Here is a 25,850-nt window from a genome sequence, read left to right as displayed (position 1 = left end):
TAATACAAATTGGATTTTTGATAAATATTTTTTTCATATTTTTTCCCAAATTGGCAAGACAATTAGTCACTGATTGACAAGCAATTGAAAATTATAAAAAATGCAAGCATAAGCTTGCAAATAATTATTTATCAAATTGTGATGTGTATAAGTTGTAGTAAAATCCTTGTTTTTCAAGTAAGCTTTCGTGGGTTCCTTGTTCAATGATTAATCCATTATCAACTACTATAATAACATCTGCGTTTTTAATTGTACTTAATCTATGAGCTATAACAAAAGTCGTCTTATCTTCCATTAATTTTAACATTGCTTGTTGCACAATTTGTTCAGTACTTGAATCAATATTCGAAGTTGCTTCATCTAAAATTAATAAACTTTTGTTGCTTAAGATCGCTCTAGTTAATGAGATTAATTGTTTTTGGCCTTGTGAAAGGTTAGCACCATTGTTTTCGATTAATGTGTCATAACCATTAGCCATATTCATAATAAAGTGATGCGCATGTGTGAGTTTGGCAGCTTGTTCAATTTCTTCTATAGTTGCATTTGGGTTTGTCATTTTTAAGTTGTCTAATATTGATTCATTGAATAAAAATGAATCTTGTAGAACAATTGTCATATTATCTCTAAGGCTGACTGTATCTATATTTCTGAGTTCATTGCCATCAATTTTAATTGAGCCACGAACATAGTCATAATATTTTGAAAGTAGGCTAATAATTGTTGTTTTTCCGGCACCAGTTGGCCCTACTATAGCAACTGTTTGACCTGGTTTAATTGAAAAACTAGCTGCCTTCAATTGATATTCTAAAGCGTCAGGGTTATATTTAAAATAAACATCTTTAAAATCAATTTGTCCAATAATTTTTTCAATTTTAATAGTTTCATGTTCGCGACTTGGCACTTTTACTTGTAATAAGTTAAAAATACGTGAAGTAGATGCAACTCCTACTTGCGCATTAAATGTACTTGATAAAATACTTTGGAACGGTCCCATAAAGTTTCAATTTAATGAAACATATAGCACAATTAGCCCAGCTGTCGGAGAACCATCTTTATTTACCATAAAATTAAAAGCACTTCAAACATTAACTCCTTTTAGATAAAAGACAGCTGCAATAGCTGAAATAGCTAAAATAATTAAATTAGAGATCAATCCATATCAAGTATCAAATGATTTCGCAATTATATCACCCTTATAAGCTGAATTACGAATGTTTTTGGTAATAATTTCAAGTTCACTATAGATGTAAGCTTGGCGATCAAATGAATTTGTCACTTTAGTGTTTACTAACATTTCTTCTACAAATGCATTTAATCGACCAAAAGCATTTTGCACACTTATAAAGTAAGGTTGTGATTTCTTAATTAATAAGAAAACAAAAGCAAATAAAATTAATGATACAGGAATAACAATTAATGTTAAAAGTTCAGAAGCAAGCGACATAACAACTATTGAAATTAAAATGTTAAATGTACTTGTTGCAGCTTGCACCATCATTTGAAATAATGAGTTAGCCACATTATTTATATCAACAACTAAAGTTGAAATTAAATTTCCAGTTTTATTTTTGTCATAAAAACTAATAGGTGAGCGAAATAATTTATTCATTAATTCACCACGTAGTCTAGCTCCGGCTTCGAAGCATAATTTAATATAAACTCTTTGTTCAAGGTAACGGAAAATTCCATATAAGATAAATGATAATCCAAGCCCAACTAAAGCTAGTGCAAAATGCAAGGTATTAAAATTATTAATATTTCCAGTAGCTTTTTCACCTAAGTAAGGTGCAAAAAATAATTGAATAATTATCCCAATCATAAAGCTACCAACTATATAACACACAGAATTAATAAAACTGAATGTTAATGCTATAGCTAAACTTTTTTTGTCTTTAGTAATGTAAGAAAGGAGAGTTTTAAATGTTTGAAATGCTTTAACATCAGTCTTCATCTTCTTATTTTTACTTAGTTCTTTACTAATTTGGCGACCTTCATACATATTATCCATAAGTTACTCTCCTTTCTATTGTTCTAATTGATTAGTATTAATATCTCTATATCATTGACAGCTTGCTAGTAACTCATGATGAGTTCCTTGTGCAATTATTCTTCCTCTGTCCATGACTAAAATCTTATCTGCATGTTTAATTGAATTGATTTTTTGTGAAATAATAACAGTTGTACAGTTGTAATCTTCCTTAATGTTTTTAATTAAAGCTTTTGTTGTTATGTTGTCCAGTGCTGAAGTTGAATCATCTAAAATTAAAATCTTAGGATCAATAATTAAACTACGTGCAATTGAAAGGCGTTGTTTTTGACCACCTGATAAGTTTTTCCCACGTTGTACAACAGGATGTTGCAATCTATCCTCAAATGTCATTATAAAGTTATTAGCACATGAGGCTTTTAAAGCACGATTGATTTCTTCTTGACTAGCATTTTCATTTCCAAATGTTAGGTTTGAATGAATTGTTCCAGAATACAATAAAGCTTCTTGATAGACAATTCCAACATTTTGGTGTAAGTTAGTTGTATCAATATCTTTAACTTCCTTACCATTAATCAAAATATTACCCTCATTGTATTTCATATTATTAACAATTAAATTGGCAATAGTACTTTTACCAGAACCTGTAGGTCCTATAATTCCAAGTGTTTGCCCACCTAATATTTTGAAATTAATATTTGATAAAGCATAATCCTCAGATGTCTCAAAATATTTGAAGTTAACATCTTTAAATTCGATCGAATAATCTGCTACATCGTTTTGTTCACTAATAATTAATCCATTTGTGACATGTAAGTCATCATATTCCTTATCAAGCACTTGTACAATTCTGCCTGCTGAAATTTTGGCTTTAAAAAATGATCCTAAAAATTGTGAAAACAGAATAATACCTTGTGCAATTAAGACTTCATATTCAATAAATACATTTAATTTAGCAATTAATTGTGCACCATTTTCAGTTCTTAAACTATTACTTGCTGCAAGGGCATCTAGTTGTACTTTACCTATGGCGTAAATAATAACCACAATAGTGTTAATGATTACAAAAAAAGCTGGCATACCAATTGCAAAGTACTTAAAGCTAGCTCTTTCAGTTTTTAATCAAGCTGAATTAGCTTTATTAAATTTATTGTATTGATTTAGTTGCAAATTATTTGCTTTAATGAATCTAGCTCCATTAATTGACTCATCAACTTCTTTTGTAATTCAATCTAGGTTCTTTCTACTCTTTTTAATTAATGGATTCGTTTTAATAAACATAAAGGCAATCACAAAGATTAAAAGAGGAATAACTGCGATAATTGACCACGTTAAATTAACATCAGTCATAAATGCAAAAACTAACCCGACTACAATATATAAAGGTGCCTTAATTAACGAAATGGAAGCACCAATTAAGAAATCTCAAAATACAGCAACATCATCATTAATTCTTGTAATTAAACTTTCATTTGTTAGTTGTGCAATATCTTTTAAACTAAGCTTTTGATATTTTTTAAATAAGGTATTTCTGTAAAAGTTGGAAGCTTTTTCACCAGCTCAAATAATGATTAGTACATATCCAAATGATGTACCAGCTGCCAAAATTAATACCACAATAAATGTTATAAGCAATGTATTAAAAACTTGTTGCCAATTTTTTGATGAGTAAACAACATAATTAAAAATTTCAAGTTGAATATCTTTAGTTGGATCATCATGTGGTTGAATAACCAGTGGCAAGAATTGAGAAAGTAAAATAGGTAACATCATTGTTAAAGCAACATTGATAATAACAATTAAAACACCAATGCCAAATTGTGCTTTTATTTTACCGGGCAAAATCTTAAACATTTTTCACATATTTACCTCCTTTATTTATGGACTATATATTGTCCTGATATTATAACATTTTTATAAAAAATGTTATCAGAGCTTAAGTGGTTAAAAATTTAAGTTAAGTTATTATTTTTTTGAAATTTTATTAAAAAAGGCATAAAAAAAATGGCGATCACGAGAGGATTCGAACCTCCGACCACAAGCTTAGAAGGCTCGTGCTCTATCCAGCTGAGCTACGCGACCACGCTAAATATATTTTACACACTTTTTAAAAAAATTGCATTATTTATTTTTTTATTTTTTTTGTTTAAAAAAGAAAAATCTCAGCCATGTGGCCGAGACTTATATACTATTATGTATGTTTGAATCCACCTGATTTTTCATCTAATGAAACCGTTGGTTTATGAATTTTTAAAGCTTCAATTGCTTTTTTAATGTCTTCGATTAAGATTGAAGCCATATCTTTGCTGAAACCTTGGCGAACTAAAACTCTTTGCACTATAACATTTTGAGCATTTGCTGGCATTGAATAAGCAGGGACTTGTCAACCTCTAACTCTAAGCTTATCTGCTAAGTCATATAAATTAAATCCTAAGTCAACACCTTTTTTAAATCTTCAAGTTGTAGCTGGGATACCATGTTTTGGATCACCATCATTAATTAATTCAAAATATCCCATTTTTTCTATTTCACTTGCAATGTATTGTGCTGTGTCATAACAGTTTTGGTGAATTTTTCTATACCCTTCTTTTCCAAGTCTTAAGAAAAGGTAGTATTGAGAAATAATTTGTCCAGCAGGTCTTGAAAAGTTAATTTGGAATACAGGCATATCACCACCTAAGTAATTAACATGGAAGACTAGTTTTTCAGGCAAGAATGACTTATCTCTTCAAACTACTCATCCAGCACCTAGTGGGGCTAACCCAAATTTATGACCAGATGATGAAATTGATTTAACTCTAGGTACTCTAAAATCTCATTCGATTTCTGGTGCAACAAATGGAGCTAAAAATCCTCCGCTAGCTGCATCAATGTGCATATCGACATTTAGTCCCGTATCTTTTTCCAACTTATCTAAGGCTTTAGATAATTCAAAAATGGGTTCATATGCTCCTGTAAAGGTTAATCCAAATGTTGCAACAACTCCAATGGTATTTTCATCAATATATTTCAACATACTTTCTGCATCCATATAGAATCTGTCTTCTTCCATTGGAACTTGTCTAATTTCTATGTCTCAATAACGACAGAATTTTTCCCAGACTACTTGGACAGGTCCACATACTAAGTTTGGTTTATCAATTGGTTTTCCTTGAGCTTTTCTTTTTTCTTTTCAACGTTCAAGTAAAGCCATTCCTCCTAGCATGCAAGCTTCTGAAGAACCAATACCAGAGGTCCCGACTGGTTCTTCTTTTTTAGAGGCATTCCATAAATTTGCAATCATTGACACACAACGTTGTTCGATTTCTGCAGTTTGTGGATATTCATCCTTATCAATTAAGTTTTTATTAATTGATAAATCCATTAATTCATGAACTTGTTTTTCTTCATATGTTTGACAAAATGTTGCTAAATTTTGTCTTGCATTACCATCCAAAAACAATTCGTCTTTAACAACTTCTAACACTACATCTGGATTAGATTCTTTGTCTGGCATTTTGTATTTTGGTAATTGAATGTCTGCAAGTCTTGAACCAAAAATGCTATCATTGTCATTTTGTTTAACTTTGTGTAATGGCATTGACACCTCCTTTATTTTTCATTTAAATATAAATTAAATTTCATTTTATTACAAAATTCTTTAATGATTTTAAATCCTCTAACACTATTCCCGTATTGGTCTAATGGTGGACTGAATACTGCAACTCCCAATTTTCCAGGTACCACTGCTATAAGTCCTCCACCCACACCACTCTTACCAGGTAATCCTACCATATAAGCAAAGTCGCCTGATTTATCATATAAGCCTTCCATGGTCATTTCAGCTAAAATATGTGGTATATTGTGTTTAGAGATAACTTGTTGTTTCGTGATTGGATTAATTCCATTATTAGCTAATGTTGCCGCTAAAGTGGCTAAATCTTTGCTTGTTACAAGTGTTGAGCATTGTTGAGTATATACTTCACATGCTTCCATTGGGTCACAATATATTTGACCCGCTGAATATAGCAGCCAAGCAATCGCACGATTATGAAAATTAGTTGTTTGTTCAGATGTGTTTACTTCATTAGAAAGAGTCACATCAGAGGACATCGTTTTTTGCTGAAAGTTTAAAATTTTATTTCATCTTTCAATCTTATCCTTAGCTTGTATTAAGCTGGTTGTAGCCATAGCCCCAGCATTTACCAAAGGTGATAATGGTTTATCTTTATGTAATTCTAAAGCTATAACTGAATTAAATGGTAATCCAGTTGGGGATGTACCTATTTTTTCTCTAACAGTTCTTGCATCTGTTTCTTCCAAAGCTAATGCTAAGGTGCATACCTTAGATATAGATTCAATTGCAAAGGCATAAGAATCATCACCATAACTAAATACATCGCCATCTGTTGTTATTACAGTAGCACCACATAAATTTGAAGGCACATTAGCTAAATATGGGATATAGCTAGCATTTTTTCCTTCTTTATGGTCTTTGAATTTTAAATATGATTCTTTTAAAGTTGATTCAATAAGCTTTTTATCTAACATAGTTTCTCTTTATTGCGTTTTTGACTGCGAATCTTGTGAACCCGAATCTGTTTCGGGTGAGCTAGAAGTTTGTTGAACTTTATTTTTATCACTCGTATCTAGTGAAAAGCATTTAACAGCTGAATCATGAGCTTTAGAAATTGTTTTTAATGTTTTATCGTTTTCTTTTTTGATTTTATTTAGAATCTTATTTTCTGCCATTTCGTAAGCTATACTGTCTTTTCCAATTTTAGCTAAAAGTAATTCCTCACGTTTTGAAATATATGTTTCTAATTCCTTCAATTTTCTTTGAATATCAGAATCAAAAGATTGGAAATCACCTTTTACTTTATTATCAAAGTAAGTTTTAGCTAAGTCGCTACTTGCACAATTTGAGTGATTGATAATACCTGGATGTATACCTTCAATTTCTCATGTGAATGGAGCGAAATCTGAGTTTTGATCAACTCAGTGTGGCTTTCTTGATGCATAAATAATAAATGGGATAACACAGAAAACAGCAGATACGATGATTAATATTGCTACATATGCTATTGGACTACCAACTGGTATTTGGTTTGGTGGTGCAAAACTAACAATGAAAGCTAGTAATGAGCCAATAAGTCCTAATCCAGCTACTATTCACATTCCAATATTGTGTCGACCGGGTATACGATATGGTCTAGGTCGATTTGGTTGAGAATAACGAAGGTATATGGCTGCAGCAAACATTAACATATACATAATTAAGTATAAGATAACAGTTAGTTGACTTAAAATTTGGTAAGCAGCTTGTACTGATGGAAGAACCACAAAAAGTACTGATAACACAGTAACAATAAGTCCTTGAATTAGTAATAAATGCGTTGGAATACCATGTTTGTTGGTTTTTTGGAATCATCTAGGTAAATATCCAGCTTTTCCAACCACCAACATACCTGCACTAGGCCCTGATACTCAGGTAACAATTCCTGCTAAAACCCCTATCGCCAGCATGGCTGCTAGCACAGGCGCTAGTCATGGGACACCAGCTCAAGTAAATGCTTTAATATATGTAACTAAAAGCCCTTGTGTTAAGTTGATATCATCCTTTGGCAGAATGAATGCGATAGCAAGGGTTCCAAGTACGAAAATAAGAACTGTAACCAATGAAGAAATTAAGATAGCTATTGGGTAATTTCTTTTTGGATTGTTAATTTCTGTAACATGAATTGCATTCATTTCCATTCCAGCATAAAATAGGAAAACACTAGCAGCAAGTACTAAAGAGTCAAATCCTTTAAATGCAGGTAATAAATCTGAAGCTTCCATTGGCGTTTGTGATGGGTTACCAGCAATAATATAACCGAATCCAAATCCAATTAAAATCACAACAGGAATAATTGTCCCAATAATTCCACCTCATTTTGCAACTCTTGCAAATGCTTTTGTGCCAAATGAAGATAATATTGTAGCTATTCAATAAATAGCAAGCACTATTAATAGAACAAAAACCTTGTTATTCGAGATCGCCTTGGCTATTGCTGTATTTGGCGCAAGATAAGCCAATGAGACAGCCCCGAAAGTTAAAGCTGTAGGAAATCAAATAGTAACCTCAGCCCATAACAAGAACATAGATAGGAAAGCTAATCTAGGTCCAAAAGCTTCACCTACCCATCTAAATACTCCACCTTTTTCAGTATAGGTAGAAGCTAGTTCAGCTGCAACAAGTGCAACAGGTATTAAGAAAAATATAGCAGCAAATATGTAGTAGAAAATTGATCCTAAACCATATTCTGCTTCAGCAGGTAAGCCTCTAAGGCTTACAACAGCAACTATATTCATTAAAACTAAACTTAATAAACTTAGTGCTTTAGTGTTCTTTTGTTTAGTCTTGGAATCAGTTGTTGATTGAGAATCAGTTGCGTTTTTAGACTTAAATTTAAACATGTGCTCCTCCTTTACATAATTATGACAGCTATCTCTGTCATATAATTATTATAAACTTTTTTAATTGCGCAAAACTATGAAAAAAATGCGGAATCACCCACATTTAAAGCTTTGTTTAGTTTTTTTTGTAATCTGAAATTAATTTTAAATCTATTTCTCTAGTTTGTTTTTCCTTAGTTTCTTTTTGATCTGCAATCATTTTTTCAATTTCTAATCCGATTAATGGATAGTCAACAAAAATTTTGCTTTTGTAAACATTCAAACTATCATAAATTGATTGATATCCAATATCAGTCAATTTAAAAGTATTATTTGCTAAAGCAATTAAGGAAATAAATGAGTCGTGTGTTGAACAAACGATATTTGAAAATTGATGTTTAGCTGCAAAACGAACTAAATCTTTGACTTCACTTTCTTGTTTTCTTGTGCTAATTTCATATTTTGAATGACTAATCCCAAGCTCTGCACATGCTTGTAAAAACCCTTCATATCTTTTATCTTTTTGACGACTAAGTAATTTCTTATCTTCTAAGAAAAGAATTTTATTATCATCTTTTGGTAATTGATTATATAAATCAACTGTTACATCATGGAAACCTTTCACTTCATTTGGAACGATCCAACTTAATCCATCAACTTGATATCCATAAACAACTATAGCAACACCATCAATTGATCTTAAATAACCAAATAAAACTTCATCATATTCAGGCACAAAAATTACCAATGATGTTGGTCTTCAAGAAAGAATATATTTGATGGTATCTATATATTCTTGTGTTGAAGGGTTTGTATATGTTGTTATAACTCTTTTACTGCTTCTTGAACAAGCTGCAATAATTCCATTAATTATATGTTGATAAATATTGCTTCCAAAAATAGGTGCAATAACAAAAACTGAATTGTCCTTTCCTCTGATCATTCTTGCACCATGATTTGGCACATATTCATACTCTTTTACTACTGACGCAATTTTACGTTTTGTTTTGCCAGATACATACCCTCCATTGTAATATCTACTAATTGTTGAAATCGACACATTAGCTATGGAAGATATATCTTTATAGGAAATTTGTTTATTCTTTTTAGCTTCACTCATATTTTAATTATAACATTTTGTGGAAATTTTGTTCCACATGCCACATTTTTGCTGTTGACTCAATCTACAGAAGAAAAAAAGTATAAAAAATCACACTACTGTGCATTATTTGTAGTGTGAAATAAAATATTTTTAAATTATACTAATTCTTCAAATACATCGTCACCAGTTTCAGTAATGATGTCAGCACCGAAGTTTCTTGCCACGATGTTTCCAAGTGTTCCTAAACCTGTGAAGTTAGGTAATACTCTAGGTGATTTAAATGATTTTGAATAAATTGTAGCTGGTAAGAATTCTCTTGTGTGGTTGAATCCTGGGTATAATGGATCATTTCCGTGGTCACTTGTCATAATTAATAAGTCATCTTCGCGCATTGCGTTGATTAATTTTCCAAGTTTAACGTCAAGATCAGAAATGTTTTGAGCATATCCATGAACATCTCTTCTGTGTCCGTAGTGTGAGTCGAATTGAACTAAGTTAGTGAAGATAAATTGGTTTTCTCCATCTTGTTCAGCTAATTCGATTGTAATGTCAAGACCTTTAGCATCAGAACCACTTGGGTAGTGCTTTGTAATACCTTGTCCTACGAAAATATCATTGATTTTTCCAACTGAAATAACTTCAACACCTTTAGCTTGAAGTTCGTTTAAAATCATTTCTCTTGGTTTGTTTGCATAGTCATGACGATTGAATGTTCTTGTGTATTCACCGTTATCTCCAACGAATGGACGAGCAATAATTCTTCCTACGTTTCATTCTGGACGTGATGAACAAATTTCACGAGCAGCTTTTGCATATCTGTATAAGTTATCTAATCCTACTCATTCTTCATGAGCAGCGATTTGTAAAACAGAGTCCATTGATGTATAAACAATGATTCCACCATTTTCTTTTTGTTCTTGAGCATATTCAGAAATCATTTCTGTTCCTGAACCTGATTTGTTTGCAAGAATTTTTCTTCCGTCAAATGCTTTTGATAATTCATCAACTAAGTCTTGTGGGAACCCTGTTTCTGTAAATGTAGGAAATGGTACTAATGTTTTAATTCCCATCATTTCTCAGTGTCCTGCTAATGTATCTTTAGCGTTTGATACTTCTTGGACTTTAGCCATGTAAGCCATTGGTTGTTTAACATGGTAATTTCCATTTAAGTTAGTAATATTACCAATTCCAAGTTTCTTTCATGTATCAATTTTGAATTCTTCTACCATTGAAGCAGATCTAATTGTGTTTGCTCCGTCGTCACCAAAACGTTTTTGATCTTTATCTGGTCCAATACCTAAACCATCTGTAACGATCATAAACACACGTCTAAATTTAGCCATATTTTCTCCTTTTTAAGTGGACGTTATCTTAGTAATAACATCGCTATTATTTTAAAACTTTTTTTATTATTCTATAACTATTTATTAAGGAAAAAATATTAAAAAATGAGAAATATATTCCACATTTTTGCATTTTATTGTTTTAATTTGATGGTTTTTTTATACATTCAAAAATAAAAATAAAAAATGTTAAAACTTAAAATTTTATGTTTATAATTTAAAAAATAAAAAAAGACTAAAAAGCACAATATTATAAATTAAATTTAACTTTTTAGTCTTTTTTCAAACTTTATATAAGGAGAATAAAATGAGGAAGAAAACAATATTAAAAAACTTTTTTGTAATTATAGGGGCAAGCAGCACTGCTCTTTTGGCCTCAAGTTGCCATGATACTAGTGAAGTTCGCAGCAATAACACAACTCAAAAAAATGATTTAGCACAATATGAAACATTAGTTAATGAACTAGAAACTCTATTAAATAATCAAAACGTTTATATTTCAAATTCATTAGTTAATAATAATCCAATTAAGAATTTAATTACTCTGATTAATCAAGAGATAGAAAATCACTTATTTTCAAGTGATAAATTAAACGAATTAAAGATACAAGTCTCTAATGCAAAAGATAGTTTTCTTGCAGATTGCAACAATGCATTAAAAAGCCAAATAGCTATTTTAAATAAAAAAGTAAATTTATTTACTTCAGATTTTCTAAACAATGTTCAAAAGGAAATAAAAGATACTGTTAATCAAGCAATTAATGCTGCGCAAATGCACATTAATGAGGAAAATATTGCTGCTATTTTAAAAGATATTTCTGTATTAGATAATTTATATGGACAAATAGTAAAAGAAAAAGATCAAGCAGAAGCAGAGTTGCAATTGTTTAAACAAGAACTTTTAAATTTTAACAGCAAACTTGACAATTTTAAAAATGTATATAAAGCTTATCCACAATTAATTACCTTGTTAAATAAATATGCAAAAGTTGATCAAGATGTGAATTCAGACAATTTGAGCCAAGTAAAACAGGCTCTTCAAAATGCTGAACAAAATTTTGCATTATTACAGGCTGAAGCAAGTGTAATTAACTATGATTCAGATTTTAAAGCTTGAGTTCAGGCTCATAAAGATGTGAATCCAGAATTGTCAAAATTAGCTAATGCAGTTATTAAGTCATTTGAAAATAATTTTAATGATTCAACTTTACTTTCAGCAGAACAGCTTAATGAAATTAAACAAGCTTTTGACTTAAATGTTGAAAATGTTAAAAAGCAATATCTAGAAAATCAAAGCTCAGAGTACTCTGGACTTTACACCGAAACAAAGAATCTTATTGTACGTTTAAGTGCATTGCCATCTACAAAATCAGATGCTGCTGAATTTTTAAAACGTTTCATAACACTCCCTGATAATCTTAATAATTTACCACAACAACAAAAAACATTAGCTAGTGATAATTTATCTAAGCTTAATCATGATGTTTTAGAAAAATATCCACTCAATATTATCAATCTAAAAGAGGCTGGGCAAAAATCGATTTCGTTAGTTTTAAATCCAAAAACAACTAATGAAAATATGGGATATGATTTAAATGTTAATAGTGCTTCAATTAACAAGCAAAACTTTAATTTATATTTAAAAGAAGCTAATTCAAATGCCCAAATTAAAATTTCTTCGAGAGAAGAAGGTTTAAATCCAGATAATATAGATCAACTACAAGTGAAATATGCATTATCTACCAACGAAGCTTCTACATATATCTTAAAAAATGTAGATTTTGATTTCAAACTTACTAGTCTTTTAAATCGAATTAATTATGAATATATTGATGATTTATACAATTTAAACTACAATCAATTTACTTGATCTTATGAAGAAAATTTTGTAGCAAACTTAGCAAAAAACTTCAGCAATATGCTAAGCCCTAAATTCAAAAAATTACAGCAATATTTTACATATGAACTCATAAATTCAACTATTAATTTTAGTAATAGCAAGATAAGTGCGCAAGTTAATATAAAATTTAAAAATTCAATAGTTAAAACACTAACATTGACAACTAAAAATACAATTAACTTTAAAAATCTTTTAAATAGAAAAGTAAATATGTCTTTATTGCCTTCATTAACTAATAATCCTAAATTCAAAGATAATTCAACTAATAACTTATTGTATGCTTTTGCTTATCTTGTTCAATCAGCCTTATATAAAGAAGATCCTAATTCAACAATTGGATATAATCCTAATGACTGAATTTATGTGGAAAATCTAATGTCTACAAGCAATCTTCCAAATAGATATAGTAGTTTTGACTATTCTCAAAAATTTCGCTTATTAAACAAAATGTTGCATAATGTTACTAATTTATCACTTGAAGGATATAACAAATGAGAATTAGTTAACTATTCAAAAGACAATATCTTTATTTATAATGACAAAAAGCATGCTGCAACATTTAAAGTTAAATTTACAGGTTCAAATAAGGAACCATTTGTTTACGATTTAGTTATTCAAACCTTGAATGGTCAAAAGAATTACCTTCAAAATGAAGAAATTTTTAAACTATCTGACTATTTAAAAAATACATCTGATATTTTATCGAAAGCAGTTATTAATAACCCAAAATTAACACATTCTAACTTTTATGCTGGTGAAGGTGTCAAGAAGCTAAATGAACTTTATACACTACCTAAATTTGGTGACTATCAAATTATTTTTGACATTAATAGCCCTAATAATTACACCGTTAATAATGTGGAAGGCTTTGCAAATGTTAATTTTGCTGTGACACTTAATGGTCAAATTGTAAATAACAAATTATTAAAATCACCAAAATTTAAACTTAATTATTTTAGACCACTTGTTTATACCGATATCAAGCCAAGTAATAACAAGACTTGATTTACAAGTGAAGATTTTGCCAATATAGGCTCAAACAATGACGTAAAAAATAAAGTTGCATTAATTAATTCTTATAATTTTGAATATCGTACTTTATTTGGCAAAAGAGTCTTTGACGCAGATACTTTAATGCAAGAACAAGCTTTTGATAAACTAAATTACTTATTTAAGTTCAAAGGCGAAAAAGCGCCTGAAGAAAATAATGACAAGTTTGATAATAAGGATTATGATGAAAAAGATAAGGGTCCAAGCGCACCTACTTTAGCTAGTGGCAATGATATTTCTAATCCAGGAGATCAACAACACACTGTAGACCCAAATTCATTGCTTGGAAGTTACTTTGTTTATTACTATGATGTGAAGGCATTATTTAATCCTAGATACAGAACATCTACCATGACTTTCAAAGTTGGATTTATCAACAAATGAAATTGAAATGATCGCTATACAACAGGGGAAATCACTCTTAGAAATCTCAAGAATGATTTTGCTGATGAATTCTTCCCTGACATAATTCTTAATAAGATAACTAATAATCAGATCTTTATAAGTGGTATCGAAACTATTACAGCATCTCAATTTGCTTCTGACATTAAATCTAACACACCACATTATTGATCACTTAATATAAATGCACCTGCATATAAAAAATATTTACTATATAGAGATCAATTTAGCATTTCAGATGTTAAAATGATTGATGATAAAAATGGTCGTGCTATGATTAGGCTAGCTTACCAGCAAAAACCTCAATTTGGTAATCGTAAGTACATCGGTGAAGTTTGATATGAAATAAGTGGATTTAAGACCATTCCGAATGCTTCAGAAGTTTCTTATAGCGATGATCAACTTTTAGCTTTACCATTTAAGCAAAAAATGAAGAAAATTTTCCGTGCTAATGGGGACGTTTTAAGACAAAGAACAAATGAAATAACCGCAAATGATAATTATTGATTATTAAATAAAAATACTGGTAAAGTAGAATATACATTACCAAGCAAATATTTTAAGCCTATTTTAGAACAATCAAATAAACAAGCATATGTTAATGTGCATTTAAGTGCAAATATTAAGTTCTTAGACTCCATTTCTTATGCTAGAGTTTTTTCATACACAAATGGAAAGCTTGGTGGCATTAACCTTTCATTTAACTATAATGATTTAATAAAAAATGGTTCTGTTGTAATTAAACAAAGTACTGAAAAAATTCAGCCTAAAGGTACTATAACGCCTTTCCAAATAGATTACACAATGACTGTCACATTAAATGAACAAGGTATGCATTTTGAATTCGGACTCGATAATCCAAAATATAAAATTACACAAGATAATCCAGTTGCTTCATTGTATCAACCACCTTTACTTGCAATACCTAATAACTTACAAAACACTTTTAATCCAAATCAAGCTTTCTTCTTTGATTATTTTGCAGGAGATATAAGTTATCAATACACAAACAATATAACTGAAGAAGATTTTGGAACAAATAATTCTACAAACGTAATTAGTTACAAAAATATGGATTATACACAAGAAAACATGCCTATTGTTTTATCAAATAAAGATTCATTTAATGACCCATTTAAATATAATCCAAATCAAATGTTAAGTTACAAATTACAAGATGGATATAAGTTTAATAACGAATACTTAAATCGTTCTTATGTTGCCACATCACCAATTGCGCAAGACCTAATGGCTCGTTCATTTGCTATGAATTTTGGTAGTGCTATGATGGTAGCAAAAGTTAATTCAGACCCTAATGATGGTAGATTTTACGCTTTAACAAATCACCATGTAATTAACAATGATGCTAAAAATTGAACTCCCGAAAAAATAACGTTCGATGCTGGTACTAGTCCAACAATTGCTGGACTTGACTTCGGTAATAATGTTAATGCTGGATTTAGTTATTGAAATGGTTTATATAATCAAGGAACTAAAGTGCAAGTTGTTTGATCTGGAATAAACCAAGTAGGATATTCATCACAGCTTGATAGAAATACTGGTACTTTTAATACAGGAATACTAGACAAAAACAGATTTTTAGACCTAACATTAATTATTTTTGATGTTAATCCATTAATTAAGCAATTAAAAGCTGAAGGAAAATTCCAAACAGCAATGTGATACCAAAATTGATTTAATTTAAAAAATTTAACATTTTCAGACTTTTTAAATAAAGAATCTGTTAATAGAAACAAAAATATACATCATAGTTTATTTAATGGTTTCCCATATGGAAAACAATCTACTTACATTATTCACCGTAATGATTCTGGCTATGAAGCTGATAGTTTCAAAAAACAAACTCCATATGAACCTACTTACTATAACGCCGGGAATTCAGGTACTGGTGTTATGAATAATTTAGGTGAATATGTTACAACAATTAACTCTGGTGGGCCTTTATGATTGCTTGTTGGTAAAAATGGAGCTTTTAACTCCGGAAGAGAATCATTTAATTTTTATGGCGTTAATGAGGAAGGCCAAAATCCATTAGATTTAATAAACTATCATTCAATGGCACGTAATATTATGAGATTAAATGCTTTTGACCCAGATGTTTATGATATTCCATGATTCTTCAAAAACTGAAATAAATAAAATAACACCTTAAGACACTCGGCTATACAAAAAACTATCTAGAATACATACTAGATAGTTTTAATTTTATAATTTTCCTTGTTTAATTTCTTGTTTAATGGTTTCTGTTGCTTGAACTAATAATGATTGATTTCTGGCATCTCATTGAGTATGTCCGGCACCATCAACTAAATGTAAATCTACTTTAGTAAGATGTTGTGAAACTAGTCATGCACCAATTGGACGTGTGTCAATATCTTGCCGACCATGCACTATTATTGTTCTGATATCTTTAAATTTATCAATGTTATCTAAAATATAATTATCATTTGGGAAAAATGAATTATGCATAAAGTAATGAGATTCTAATAAAGCTATTTGATAGTCATGTTTGTAATTTGGTTTTAATTTGGCTTTATTAATTGAAACAACTTCTGATTCTCAGTTAGCAAATAGATCAGCTGCTTGTCTTCTTTTTTCTTCGCTATTTCCAATAAGCAAATTATAGTATTTTTCCAAAATACTATTACCTTTTTCATTTGCTACAAAAGCTTGATACTTGGCAAAGTAATCAGGGTAAAAAACATCAGCACCTTTTTCATATAAGAAATCAATGTCTTCCTGACGAGCTAGAAATACGCCACGTAAAATTAATGCTTTAACGTTTTTAGCATATTTAATTGAATAGCACATAGCAAGCGTGCTTCCTCATGAGCCACCTAAAATAATCACTTTGCCTAAATTAAGGTGTAGACGTAATTTTTCAACATCTTCTACTAATTCTTGAGTAGTGTTATTTTTTAATTCACAATATGGAAGCGACTTACCAGCACCACGTTGATCAAATAATATAATTTTATAAAAGTTAGGATCAAAGAATCTTCTACATTTAGCTGAAGTACTTCCTCCTGGACCACCATGGAAGAAGAAAACAGCTTGCCCATTAGGATTCCCACTTATTTCATAGTAAATTTTATGAATGTCATCTACTTGTAAGTAGCCTGTTTCATAAGGTTCGATATTAGAAAATAGTTTCATTATTTTCTTCTTGTCTTGAAAATACGTAGTGACCTTTTTCAGTAACTAGAACATCATCTTCGATTCTAGCTCCTCCAAGCCCTTCGATATAAATTCCTGGTTCAACTGTTAAAATCATACCTGGCTCTAATACTCATTGTGACATAGGTGAAATTGATGGTCATTCATGAACGTCAATTCCAAGTCCATGACCAGTAGAGTGAACAAAATAGTCGCCATATCCTTTGGCTTTAATGTAATCACGGCAAACTTTGTCCACATCACTAGCTTTCATTCCTGGCTTAACACTGGCTCTCCCAGCTGCTGCTGCTTCTTTAACAATGTTTAAAATTTCTAGCGCTTTAGGATCTTTAACTTTATCTTCACCACCTAAAATTCATGTTCTTGTAATGTCTGCTGTATATCCCTTGTATCTTGCACCAAAATCAACTTTTAATAAACAACCTTCTTCAAGTTTTTTGTCAGTTGTGTGGTGGTGAGGTTCAGCTGATGAAGAAGCTGTTGCAATGATTTCATCAAACCCTTCTTTATCTCCACCATGTTTTTTGAGTAAAAAGTTTAAGTAAGCACCAGCTTCTTTTTCAGTTACACCTGGTTTAACTCATTGTTTGAATTCTTCTAAAGCTGAAAGTGAAATATCAATAACAGCTTGCATAATTTTTAATTCATCTTTTGATTTAATTACCCTTAATGCTTGCGCATCAATTCATTTAATTTCTTCTGGGTTTACCATTTTAACAATACGATCTTGTACTTCTTTTGTTAAATAATTTTTTTCTAAAGCTATTTTTTTGTAGCCTCTTTTAGCAAATCATTCAGCTAATGAATTCCCTTTAATTAAAACTACATCTACATTTTTCGCATTATTTTTGCAGTATTCAATATATCTTCCATCAACAAATAATGTAGCTTTTTCTTTTTCGATCGCTATGAAACCATCTGTTGTTTGGACACCAGCATATCATAATCTAGTTTGTGGAGCTTCTGAAATTAAGACTTCAACTCCAGTTTCTTCAAACATTTCATTTAATTTTCGTTTATCCATAAAAGTTCTCCTTATATTTATATAGTGTTTTAATTATATTACTAAGTAGTTAAATTAGCATAATAATAAAAAAAATTCAGCATTTGCTGAATTGGGAAATTATAAAAAGAAATACTATTTCTTTTCTTTGTGGTTTGTGTGAGCATTACATTTTGAACAGTATTTTGAAAGTTCAACTTTTTCTGGATGGTTTTTCTTATTTTTCTTAGAAATATAGTTTTCCATTTTACATTCTGTGCACACTAATGTATAACCTTCTCTTGCCATATTTTGCTCCTTTTCTTTTTTTTAATTGATATCAATAAAATTCTTAACAATTATAGCAAAAAAACTAAATTTTTATTCGATAATTTGATGAATAGAATATTTTTTCTATTTTTCGACTTGCTCTAACCATATATTATAAAAAAGTTTATCATTTGCAATACAAAATTTTTAAAAAACTTTGTTAAATAGCACATTTAAATTATTAAAAAAGAAAAAAATTAGTGCATAGTAGAAAAAATAATTCTAAAAAATGCACAAGAAAAAAATTTTTATTCCTAAAAAACAGTCATATTCATGTAAAATATATAATTAAATATTTTTGATAAGTTTTTTCTGGTCCTCAACTGTTTTTTTTTTTTTTTTTTTTTGAATACAATATTTATGTATTAATACACATAAGTAATATCTACATATAAGATAAATACAAATAAAAACTAAAAAGGATACTAAAAATATTATGAAAAACTTTAAATCAATAATTTTTTCATTAGGAGTAGCAGGTGTGACTGTAGTTCCAATGGTTGCTAGCCAATGTCAACCAGAAGCTGCCAAACCTGTTAAACAAGAAGATGCATCAAATTCAGTTAAAGCACCAATTATCGCATCATACAAATCAATAAAAGACAGTTTAACAACTGATGCTCAAAAAGCTGCTTTAGATGCATATGTAAATAAAGAAGCTGAAGCATTAGCAACGCAAAGCTTAGCAGTGCTAAATGCTGTTGCTGGTGTTTTACCAGAAGCTCAAAACAAGACAGTTACTGACTTATACAACTCAGTAGCTTTAAAATTAAACTCAGCTCTTGTTGAAGTATTACAAACTTCATTAGCTCAAGGAGCTACAGGAACTGGACTTGAAAGAGTTAAAAACGCTTTAAATGCTGAAAAAATGACAGCAATCAAAAACGATCTTGCTGATATCTTAATCAGTAACTCTGATACAATTGCAAATGTTGGAAAATCAATTTTTGAATCATTAAAAACAAACGAAAGTACAAAAAACATTGCAACATTAGATTCATTTATCAATGGTATGACAACTTTCTTTAGTCAAGAAATTAAAGCTGTTGCTAACCAGGTTAAAGCTGTAAAAGTTGAAGGAAACGCAAGTATGGCTGTTCTTAAGCAATTTGAATCACTAATGCCTGCAGTTAAGACAAAAGCTGCGGCTAAAGCACATGAATTATTAACACAAGAAGCTGATTACAATGCAGTTAAAGCTGTCTTAAAATCAAAATATGAAGCATTAGAAGCTTCAGTAAAATCAAATGTTGCTTTATTAGTTTCAACAGCAAAAGACCTTGCAGAATTAATTAATACATTAACTACATCAACAACATCTACACCAAGTGCTAAATAATTATCGAAAATTATAAGAAAGGAAAAGTTAATGTCTATAAAGTGCATTAACTTTTTTGTTATGAAAAAGAAAACAAGAAAAATTTTACTCTCTTTATTGCCTGTTTGGTCTTTAACAGCACTAGCTGCTTCATGTAATAATCCAGCAAAAAGCAATGATAAGAGTGATACAAATCAACAAATACAACAAAATCTTAAAGTCCAACTTAATACTGAAGCAAATAGTTATACTATAAATCTAAAAGATAATTCATTTTTAACAAAATTACCATCAGAAATTGTTTTTGACAATTTACAAGGCATTAACACAAATAAGAATAAAGATTTTGTATTCCAGTTTACTGGTAATCTTGTGCCAGATCAAAGTGCTGGAACGCTCCAAGTTTCTTATTACATTAGAGCCCTTGATCCTGAAACAAAAAAATGAGAGTATTCAGATGTTAAAACAGTTACTCTTTCTGGTTTTAAAAATGATAATAATTTAACTGATGAAGCAATAGAGCAAGCTAAATTAGAAATTAAAGCTTTTGATTATAAAACCATGTTACCAAGTGAAGCTAGTCAAAGAGACTTTATTTCATTAACTAACTATAATAAGGAATTTTATAAAGCACATATTGAGTTAGTGCCAGTAGATAAATCTGGTTACTTATGTGTTTACTATAAACTTGAAAATATCACATCACAATATAGCACAAAAGTAATTCTACATGTAATCAAAGGATTTAAAACAACACTTGAACATAATAAAGAACAAATTCAAGCTAACCTTAATAGCCAAATTAATTCAATTGCACTTTTAACATTAAAAAGCTCAATTAATAAAGATGAAACAAAAGCAAGTCAAATTACCAATAGCGAATTAGTTTTCCCACAACTAGTGGATGCTACAGCAAATTTTGTTGATAGCTCATTTGATGATGAAAAAGGGACATACACAGTTAAATTCCAATTAGTTTCGACTATTTACCCTGAACTTAAATCAAAAGAAAAAACCATTACTATTTCAGGCTTCTTAACTAATGGGCAAATAATTAATAAAGCTGATAATGAATTTAGAAAAGAATTGCATGACTTTATTGTGGCTAACCCTATAGCATTCCAATACAAAGAAAATGAAAATAGAGATCATACATTACCATCAAGTACAAATGATGCTGATTTTAAAGCATTAAATGTTCCGGAAAACTTGAATATTCACATTAAATCTCTTAATAAAGATGATTCTAATGGTATTGTTTCAATTATTTATACAGTTTCACGTTTAAACCCTGAAACAAATAATGCTGTCGAAACGAATGAAGAACAAGTTGCAACAATCAATGATTTCTACACACAAAGACAATTAGAAATCGACACTGAACAAGCTCGTCTAGACCAAGAAATTAGCGGGTTTAACTTAGTTTTATTAGATTCTGTTAATAAGGCAGAAACCTTACCATCTCAAATCACAAAAGATAGTTTTGATGTTTCAAAATTAAATCAGGAATCAAAAATCAATATTTCATTTGAAGCAAACGATAATAATGGAGAGTTATTAGTAAAATACCAATTAGTTTCTAATAAATCAAACTTATCAAATCTTCATACAGAGACTAAAGAATTAACAATCCAAGGATTTAATACTGCTGAACGTGCCAGAATGTCTGATATTTATAATAATTTTGAATTAACAGTTCAAGATATAAATTTAGATGCATCTGTTATGGATAAAGAATCTTTTTATGCTTACTACGCAGGCAGCAAGTATAAAAATGAAATTACTAAAATTGATGATAAAGTAAAATCGCTTATAAACAAAAATATAGAAAATGTAAAAATAGAAATTAAAAAAGTTGATGTTTTTGAAGATTTCACTTCTTCTGAGCCTTACCTAAATCTAAAATTCGCATTAAGCATCACAAGTTCAATAGACCCAACTATTTTATTTGAAGATAAAATAGTTGAAGTAAATATTTTGGATTTAATAGCACAAAAGTACTTAAACAGCTATATACAAAAAGTCAAAAAAGTTAAGCTAAGAAGTGAATATTTGTATTACCTCGGCACAACAAAGCCAAGTGTTGCATTACAAACATTGAATAATGATATGCTTCAAACAGATGTACCTAATTGCGGATTAATTTTATGCTCAAATGATGCCAGAAAAAATGATACAGTTGAAATCGTTTCAGCTGATGATGAAAATAAACTCATTAACGTTATTGCAGTTGCGCACCTAGGAAAATTTAGTGCAAGAAAAAATTTAACAGTTAATGGATTTTTAAGCGTAAAAGACTATCAAGATAAACTAAATAAATGAATTCAAGAGAAACAAAGAGTAAATAGTTTGCTTCAAGATTTCTCTTTACTCAAAAATCATAAAATGCAGGAAATATTAAACAATACATATATAGGTTTATTAAATAAAAATTCTTTTTCAAACCTTTCATATTACAATGATCACGTAAATATTATTTATTCTGACTTCTCAGTAGACAAAGCTAATAAAACCATAAGTTTAACATACAAATTAAAATCAACTACATACGGTTTAATAAAAGAGGTCATTTCTGATAATTCAAAAACAGAAACTTTAAAAGTTAAGTTAGATGATACTTTATTTACACCTAAATATTTAGAAGGAAAATTAATTCTAGATAGTGATTTAAAAGACCCGCAAAATTTATTAAATATTAAATCTAAAGAATATATTCCATCAAAATACTATGATAAATTTAATAAAGAAAGTAAATACATTTTATTCAACGGGATTCAAGAATTATTTAATAAATGAAATTTACAAATTATGACAAGTTATATAAATAATACAGATCAGACTAGTCAAAATTTAATAGATTTATTTGAGTTCCTTTCTAATCGTGTTCGAAATGTTCTGCCTGAAGTAACTAAAATGTATTCTTTAGGGTGGCCAAAAATGAGCACTAGTTCATATGGGTACACATTTGAAACATTAAGAGGTTATGCTTTAGGGCCAATTTTAGAAAAAATATGAAAAGAATTTTTGGACAATAAAATGGTGTTTTTAAATCCAGTAAATAACTATGTAGAAAATAATATGCCTCAAGTATTAGAAAAAGATGAAAATCAAAAACTGCAAAATGACATCAAAAATGCTTTAGAAGAATCATTTACAAACATGTATAAATTTCAACTTGATGTCGTTGACTGAAAATATGTTATAGATGGTACAAGCCCTTCTGCAGAACGTAAAGCAAAATTCGATGCTGCATTCCCTAAATATAAACCAGGCAGAACCTATTTAACAACAAATGGTTGAGACAGAATTTTTGACAGTGAAAGAGATATTAAAGACCTAAAAGAAAAGATTAAAGTATTGTCTCAAAAATATCATTTGGACAATGAAAAAACTAAAATAATTAGTGATTTTGTTTTACAAGCTCAAAAACCTTTAGTTGATTCTTTACAAGTTTATAGAAATGGAATTAAAAAAGGCTTTAGCTCAGAGCTATTAGATACTGTATTAGAAGCATTCAAAAATAACATATCAATATAATTATTTAAAAAACACCATTAGCTCTGTGCTATGGTGTTTTTTGTATTAAAAAGCTAGCTGGTGCTAGCCTATTTTTGTAATAACATTGCAATTTCTTCTTTATAAATTGGTCCAGTTTCTGGGACTGGGGTTTCTAAAATAATTGGAATATTGTCAAAATCAGGATCAAAGACAAATTTTTGTAATGTTTCTAATCCGATCGCCCCTTTTCCAATATTTGCATGTCTGTCTTTATGTGAAGCAACTTCATTTTTTGAATCATTTAGGTGAATAACTTTAATGTGTTTTAAAATATCTCAATCTTTTAGTTCTTGCTTAAAGGCTTCATAATCTTGAATATCATATCCAGCATCCCATACATGGCAGGTATCTAGGCAAACTTGTATTCTTTCATTATCAACTCATTTTAGCACGTGAGTTAATTGTTCAAAATTAATCCCCACTTCGCTACCTTTACCAGACATAGTTTCGAGGCATATTACAACATCTTTGGTGCGAGCCAAGATTTCTTTTAATGAATCTACTAAAGTATCTAAAGCTTCTTCAACTGAATGTCCAACACTTGCTCCAGGATGTAAAACTAAATATTTAAATCCAGCATAATTCATTCTTTCAATTTCTTGTACAAGAAAATCTACAGCAAAGGCGCTTTTATCTGGATTTGAAGGATTAACAATGTAAGGAGCATGTACAACTATATGTTCCTTCTTAATTAACTTTTCAAATTGTGCTTCATATTGTACAAGATTGTATTTTTCAGGCTCTACTCTACGCACATTTTGCGGAGCGCCTAAATAAATCATCATTGTATTAGCATCATTATCAATAGAAAATTGGCAAGATTCTGCTAGGTAGCTAGGTGCTTTAAAAGGCACATGAGATCCTATAAGTTTCATAATTTATCCTCCTTAGTTTAGTCTATTTTATCATCATTTTTATTTTTGTCATCTACTTCAGGTTCGGGTAATACATTGCTTTTATTTTTCACTTTTTTAATTGGACTAACGATAATTTCTTTTGCATTTGCTTCTGCTAAAGCTTCCTTGACTTCTTCCTTAATCTCGCTTAGTTTTTCTTTAGCTTTAATATGTACATTTTCATCATTATTTTTAAAATGTTTTTGCATTTCATTTAAAAATGAACCAGCAATAAGACCTGATGGAATAGCAATAATAGCAATTGAAACTAAAGAAATAAATGTAACGATACCTTTAGTTACAGGAGCATGTGGAACGAAATCACCATATCCAATTGTAGTTAATGTAATTGTAGTGAAGTAAATAGCGTTTCAGAAGTTAATTGCGTATCCGTTCCCTAAAGCTGCAATATTTGCTTGTATATTAGCTATTGTTAAATCATTAATATTTTTTAGTTCAGTAAAATATTTATAAATAGCTAAATTTAAATCATCTCCAGTTTTATTGACTAACTGCTCTATACCTTTATTTTGTTGATATCAGTTATATAATTCCGATCCTTTCAATTCTCTTTGCTCTGATATATATTGTATTTGTTGTATGCGCAAGTAGTTGGCCTCATTATTTCATATAATTAAAGCAAAAAGAACAATCATAATTATGATTAAAATAAAAACATATGTAAGTACTCTTCTTTGTTGATTGAACACTTCCGCAATAATATGAAATGGCGCAAATAATGTTAATACAAAAAAGAAACGAATCATTTTAAAAATAGTAAGTGACTTAATATCACTGAAAAATTTGGCCGCACCACTATCTTTATAATTGCCTTGTTGATTAGTTGGTAACATGTATTCCACGGCATTAAAAGATGCTAAAATACAAAAAAGAATAATAATCCCTGTAAATGAAAATATGTATTTGAGACAGGCTTTTCACATCGGAAGTTTTAATTCTGGGTAATGAATCCGATATGTGATCATATGTAACCCATAATCAATAATAAAAACAAAAAAAGTAATAATTTGCATAGCTGCCAAAAAGTGGCCTCAACTAGATACCTTTTCTGTTGGCACTTGAATAAGTGAAAGAAAAGACACAAAACAAGCAAAAGAAATTATTCCTGCATATAAATAAGTGATTAATTTAATCTTTTTCTTTTCTTTTATTAATGAACTAGGGATTTTTGAATTTGACCAAGTCATTAAAGAAATAATTTTTAAAATTGTGCTTTTGTTTTCTAAAGTAAGTTTAATTGCTTCCATATATATATTTTATAAAAGTTTTAACTTTTATAAAATGCTAGATAATACTTTATTTGTGAAAGATGTGAAGCTTTTATGCCTTGTGGCAAGTAATAAAAG

General features: G+C 29.6%; 15 protein-coding genes and 1 tRNA gene. 3 read left to right on the top strand and 13 right to left on the bottom strand.

Annotated features, from left to right (window positions below; translation table 4 throughout):
- Window positions 1–124: 124 nt before the first annotated feature.
- From ACNQ12_RS00185 to ACNQ12_RS00150, 8 genes are all read right to left on the bottom strand, one after another.
- Window positions 125–2,008 carry an ABC transporter ATP-binding protein gene (locus ACNQ12_RS00185; RefSeq protein ID WP_418018970.1) on the bottom strand — a complete coding sequence of 628 codons (1,884 nt, stop codon included), beginning with the start codon at window positions 2,006–2,008 and terminating at the stop codon, window positions 125–127.
- 15 nt (window positions 2,009–2,023) lie between these two features.
- Window positions 2,024–3,850, bottom strand: a complete 1,827-nt coding sequence (locus ACNQ12_RS00180) for an ABC transporter ATP-binding protein (RefSeq protein ID WP_418018969.1) — start codon at window positions 3,848–3,850, stop codon at window positions 2,024–2,026.
- 142 nt (window positions 3,851–3,992) lie between these two features.
- Window positions 3,993–4,069, bottom strand: a tRNA-Arg gene (locus ACNQ12_RS00175).
- 109 nt (window positions 4,070–4,178) lie between these two features.
- Complete coding sequence (gene gad / locus ACNQ12_RS00170) at window positions 4,179–5,567, bottom strand: glutamate decarboxylase (protein ID WP_416754495.1); 1,389 nt, start codon at window positions 5,565–5,567, stop codon at window positions 4,179–4,181.
- A gap of 11 nt (window positions 5,568–5,578) precedes the next feature.
- Window positions 5,579–6,517 (bottom strand): glutaminase A, encoded by a 939-nt coding sequence (glsA, locus tag ACNQ12_RS00165; protein WP_418036799.1) that lies wholly within the window; start codon window positions 6,515–6,517, stop codon window positions 5,579–5,581.
- Window positions 6,518–6,526: 9 nt separating this feature from the next.
- On the bottom strand, window positions 6,527–8,425 hold the full coding sequence (gadC, locus tag ACNQ12_RS00160) for a glutamine/gamma-aminobutyrate antiporter GadC (protein ID WP_418036797.1): 1,899 nt from the start codon (window positions 8,423–8,425) through the stop codon (window positions 6,527–6,529).
- Window positions 8,426–8,540: 115 nt separating this feature from the next.
- Complete coding sequence (locus tag ACNQ12_RS00155) at window positions 8,541–9,524, bottom strand: LacI family DNA-binding transcriptional regulator (protein ID WP_416754498.1); 984 nt, start codon at window positions 9,522–9,524, stop codon at window positions 8,541–8,543.
- 137 nt (window positions 9,525–9,661) lie between these two features.
- Window positions 9,662–10,849: a phosphopentomutase gene (locus ACNQ12_RS00150; RefSeq protein WP_416741663.1), complete on the bottom strand. Its 1,188-nt coding sequence runs from the start codon at window positions 10,847–10,849 to the stop codon at window positions 9,662–9,664.
- 307 nt (window positions 10,850–11,156) lie between these two features.
- Here ACNQ12_RS00150 and ACNQ12_RS00145 point away from each other — a divergent pair, with 307 nt between their 5' ends.
- The gene (locus ACNQ12_RS00145) at window positions 11,157–16,361 is read left to right on the top strand and encodes an MGA_1079 family surface serine endopeptidase (RefSeq protein WP_418036795.1); all 5,205 of its coding nucleotides are present in this window, start codon (window positions 11,157–11,159) and stop codon (window positions 16,359–16,361) included.
- Window positions 16,362–16,427: 66 nt separating this feature from the next.
- Here ACNQ12_RS00145 and pip read toward each other — a convergent pair whose 3' ends face one another.
- From pip to rpmG, 3 genes are all read right to left on the bottom strand, one after another.
- Window positions 16,428–17,378: a prolyl aminopeptidase gene (gene pip / locus ACNQ12_RS00140; protein WP_418018966.1), complete on the bottom strand. Its 951-nt coding sequence runs from the start codon at window positions 17,376–17,378 to the stop codon at window positions 16,428–16,430.
- A complete protein-coding gene (locus ACNQ12_RS00135) occupies window positions 17,362–18,423 on the bottom strand; it encodes a M24 family metallopeptidase (protein ID WP_418035052.1) in 1,062 nt (353 codons plus the stop codon). Before ACNQ12_RS00135 ends, pip begins: the two co-directional genes overlap by 17 nt.
- A 114-nt stretch (window positions 18,424–18,537) precedes the next feature.
- The gene (rpmG, locus tag ACNQ12_RS00130) at window positions 18,538–18,690 is read right to left on the bottom strand and encodes a 50S ribosomal protein L33 (RefSeq protein ID WP_078747366.1); all 153 of its coding nucleotides are present in this window, start codon (window positions 18,688–18,690) and stop codon (window positions 18,538–18,540) included.
- 457 nt (window positions 18,691–19,147) lie between these two features.
- Here rpmG and ACNQ12_RS00125 point away from each other — a divergent pair, with 457 nt between their 5' ends.
- Both ACNQ12_RS00125 and ACNQ12_RS00120 read left to right on the top strand, forming a co-directional pair.
- Entirely contained in the window at window positions 19,148–20,050 is a 903-nt protein-coding gene (locus tag ACNQ12_RS00125) for a hypothetical protein (RefSeq protein ID WP_418018964.1), read from the top strand.
- Window positions 20,051–20,110: 60 nt separating this feature from the next.
- Window positions 20,111–23,566, top strand: coding sequence for a lipoprotein 17-related variable surface protein (locus ACNQ12_RS00120; RefSeq protein ID WP_418036792.1), 3,456 nt, complete (start codon window positions 20,111–20,113; stop codon window positions 23,564–23,566).
- 68 nt (window positions 23,567–23,634) lie between these two features.
- Here ACNQ12_RS00120 and ACNQ12_RS00115 read toward each other — a convergent pair whose 3' ends face one another.
- Together ACNQ12_RS00115 and ACNQ12_RS00110 are read right to left on the bottom strand one after the other, a co-directional pair.
- Entirely contained in the window at window positions 23,635–24,462 is an 828-nt protein-coding gene (locus ACNQ12_RS00115; RefSeq protein WP_418036790.1) for a deoxyribonuclease IV, read from the bottom strand.
- Between the two features lie 17 nt (window positions 24,463–24,479).
- Window positions 24,480–25,751 (bottom strand): potassium channel family protein, encoded by a 1,272-nt coding sequence (locus tag ACNQ12_RS00110; RefSeq protein ID WP_418036788.1) that lies wholly within the window; start codon window positions 25,749–25,751, stop codon window positions 24,480–24,482.
- Between the last annotated feature and the right edge of the window lie 99 nt (window positions 25,752–25,850).

The organism is Mycoplasma paraquilae, from assembly GCF_048284415.1.
Classification (GTDB): domain Bacteria; phylum Bacillota_I; class Bacilli_A; order Mycoplasmatales; family Metamycoplasmataceae; genus Mycoplasmopsis.
Note: the sequence above shows the minus strand (reverse complement) of the source record. Positions and strands in the feature narration are given on the sequence as shown.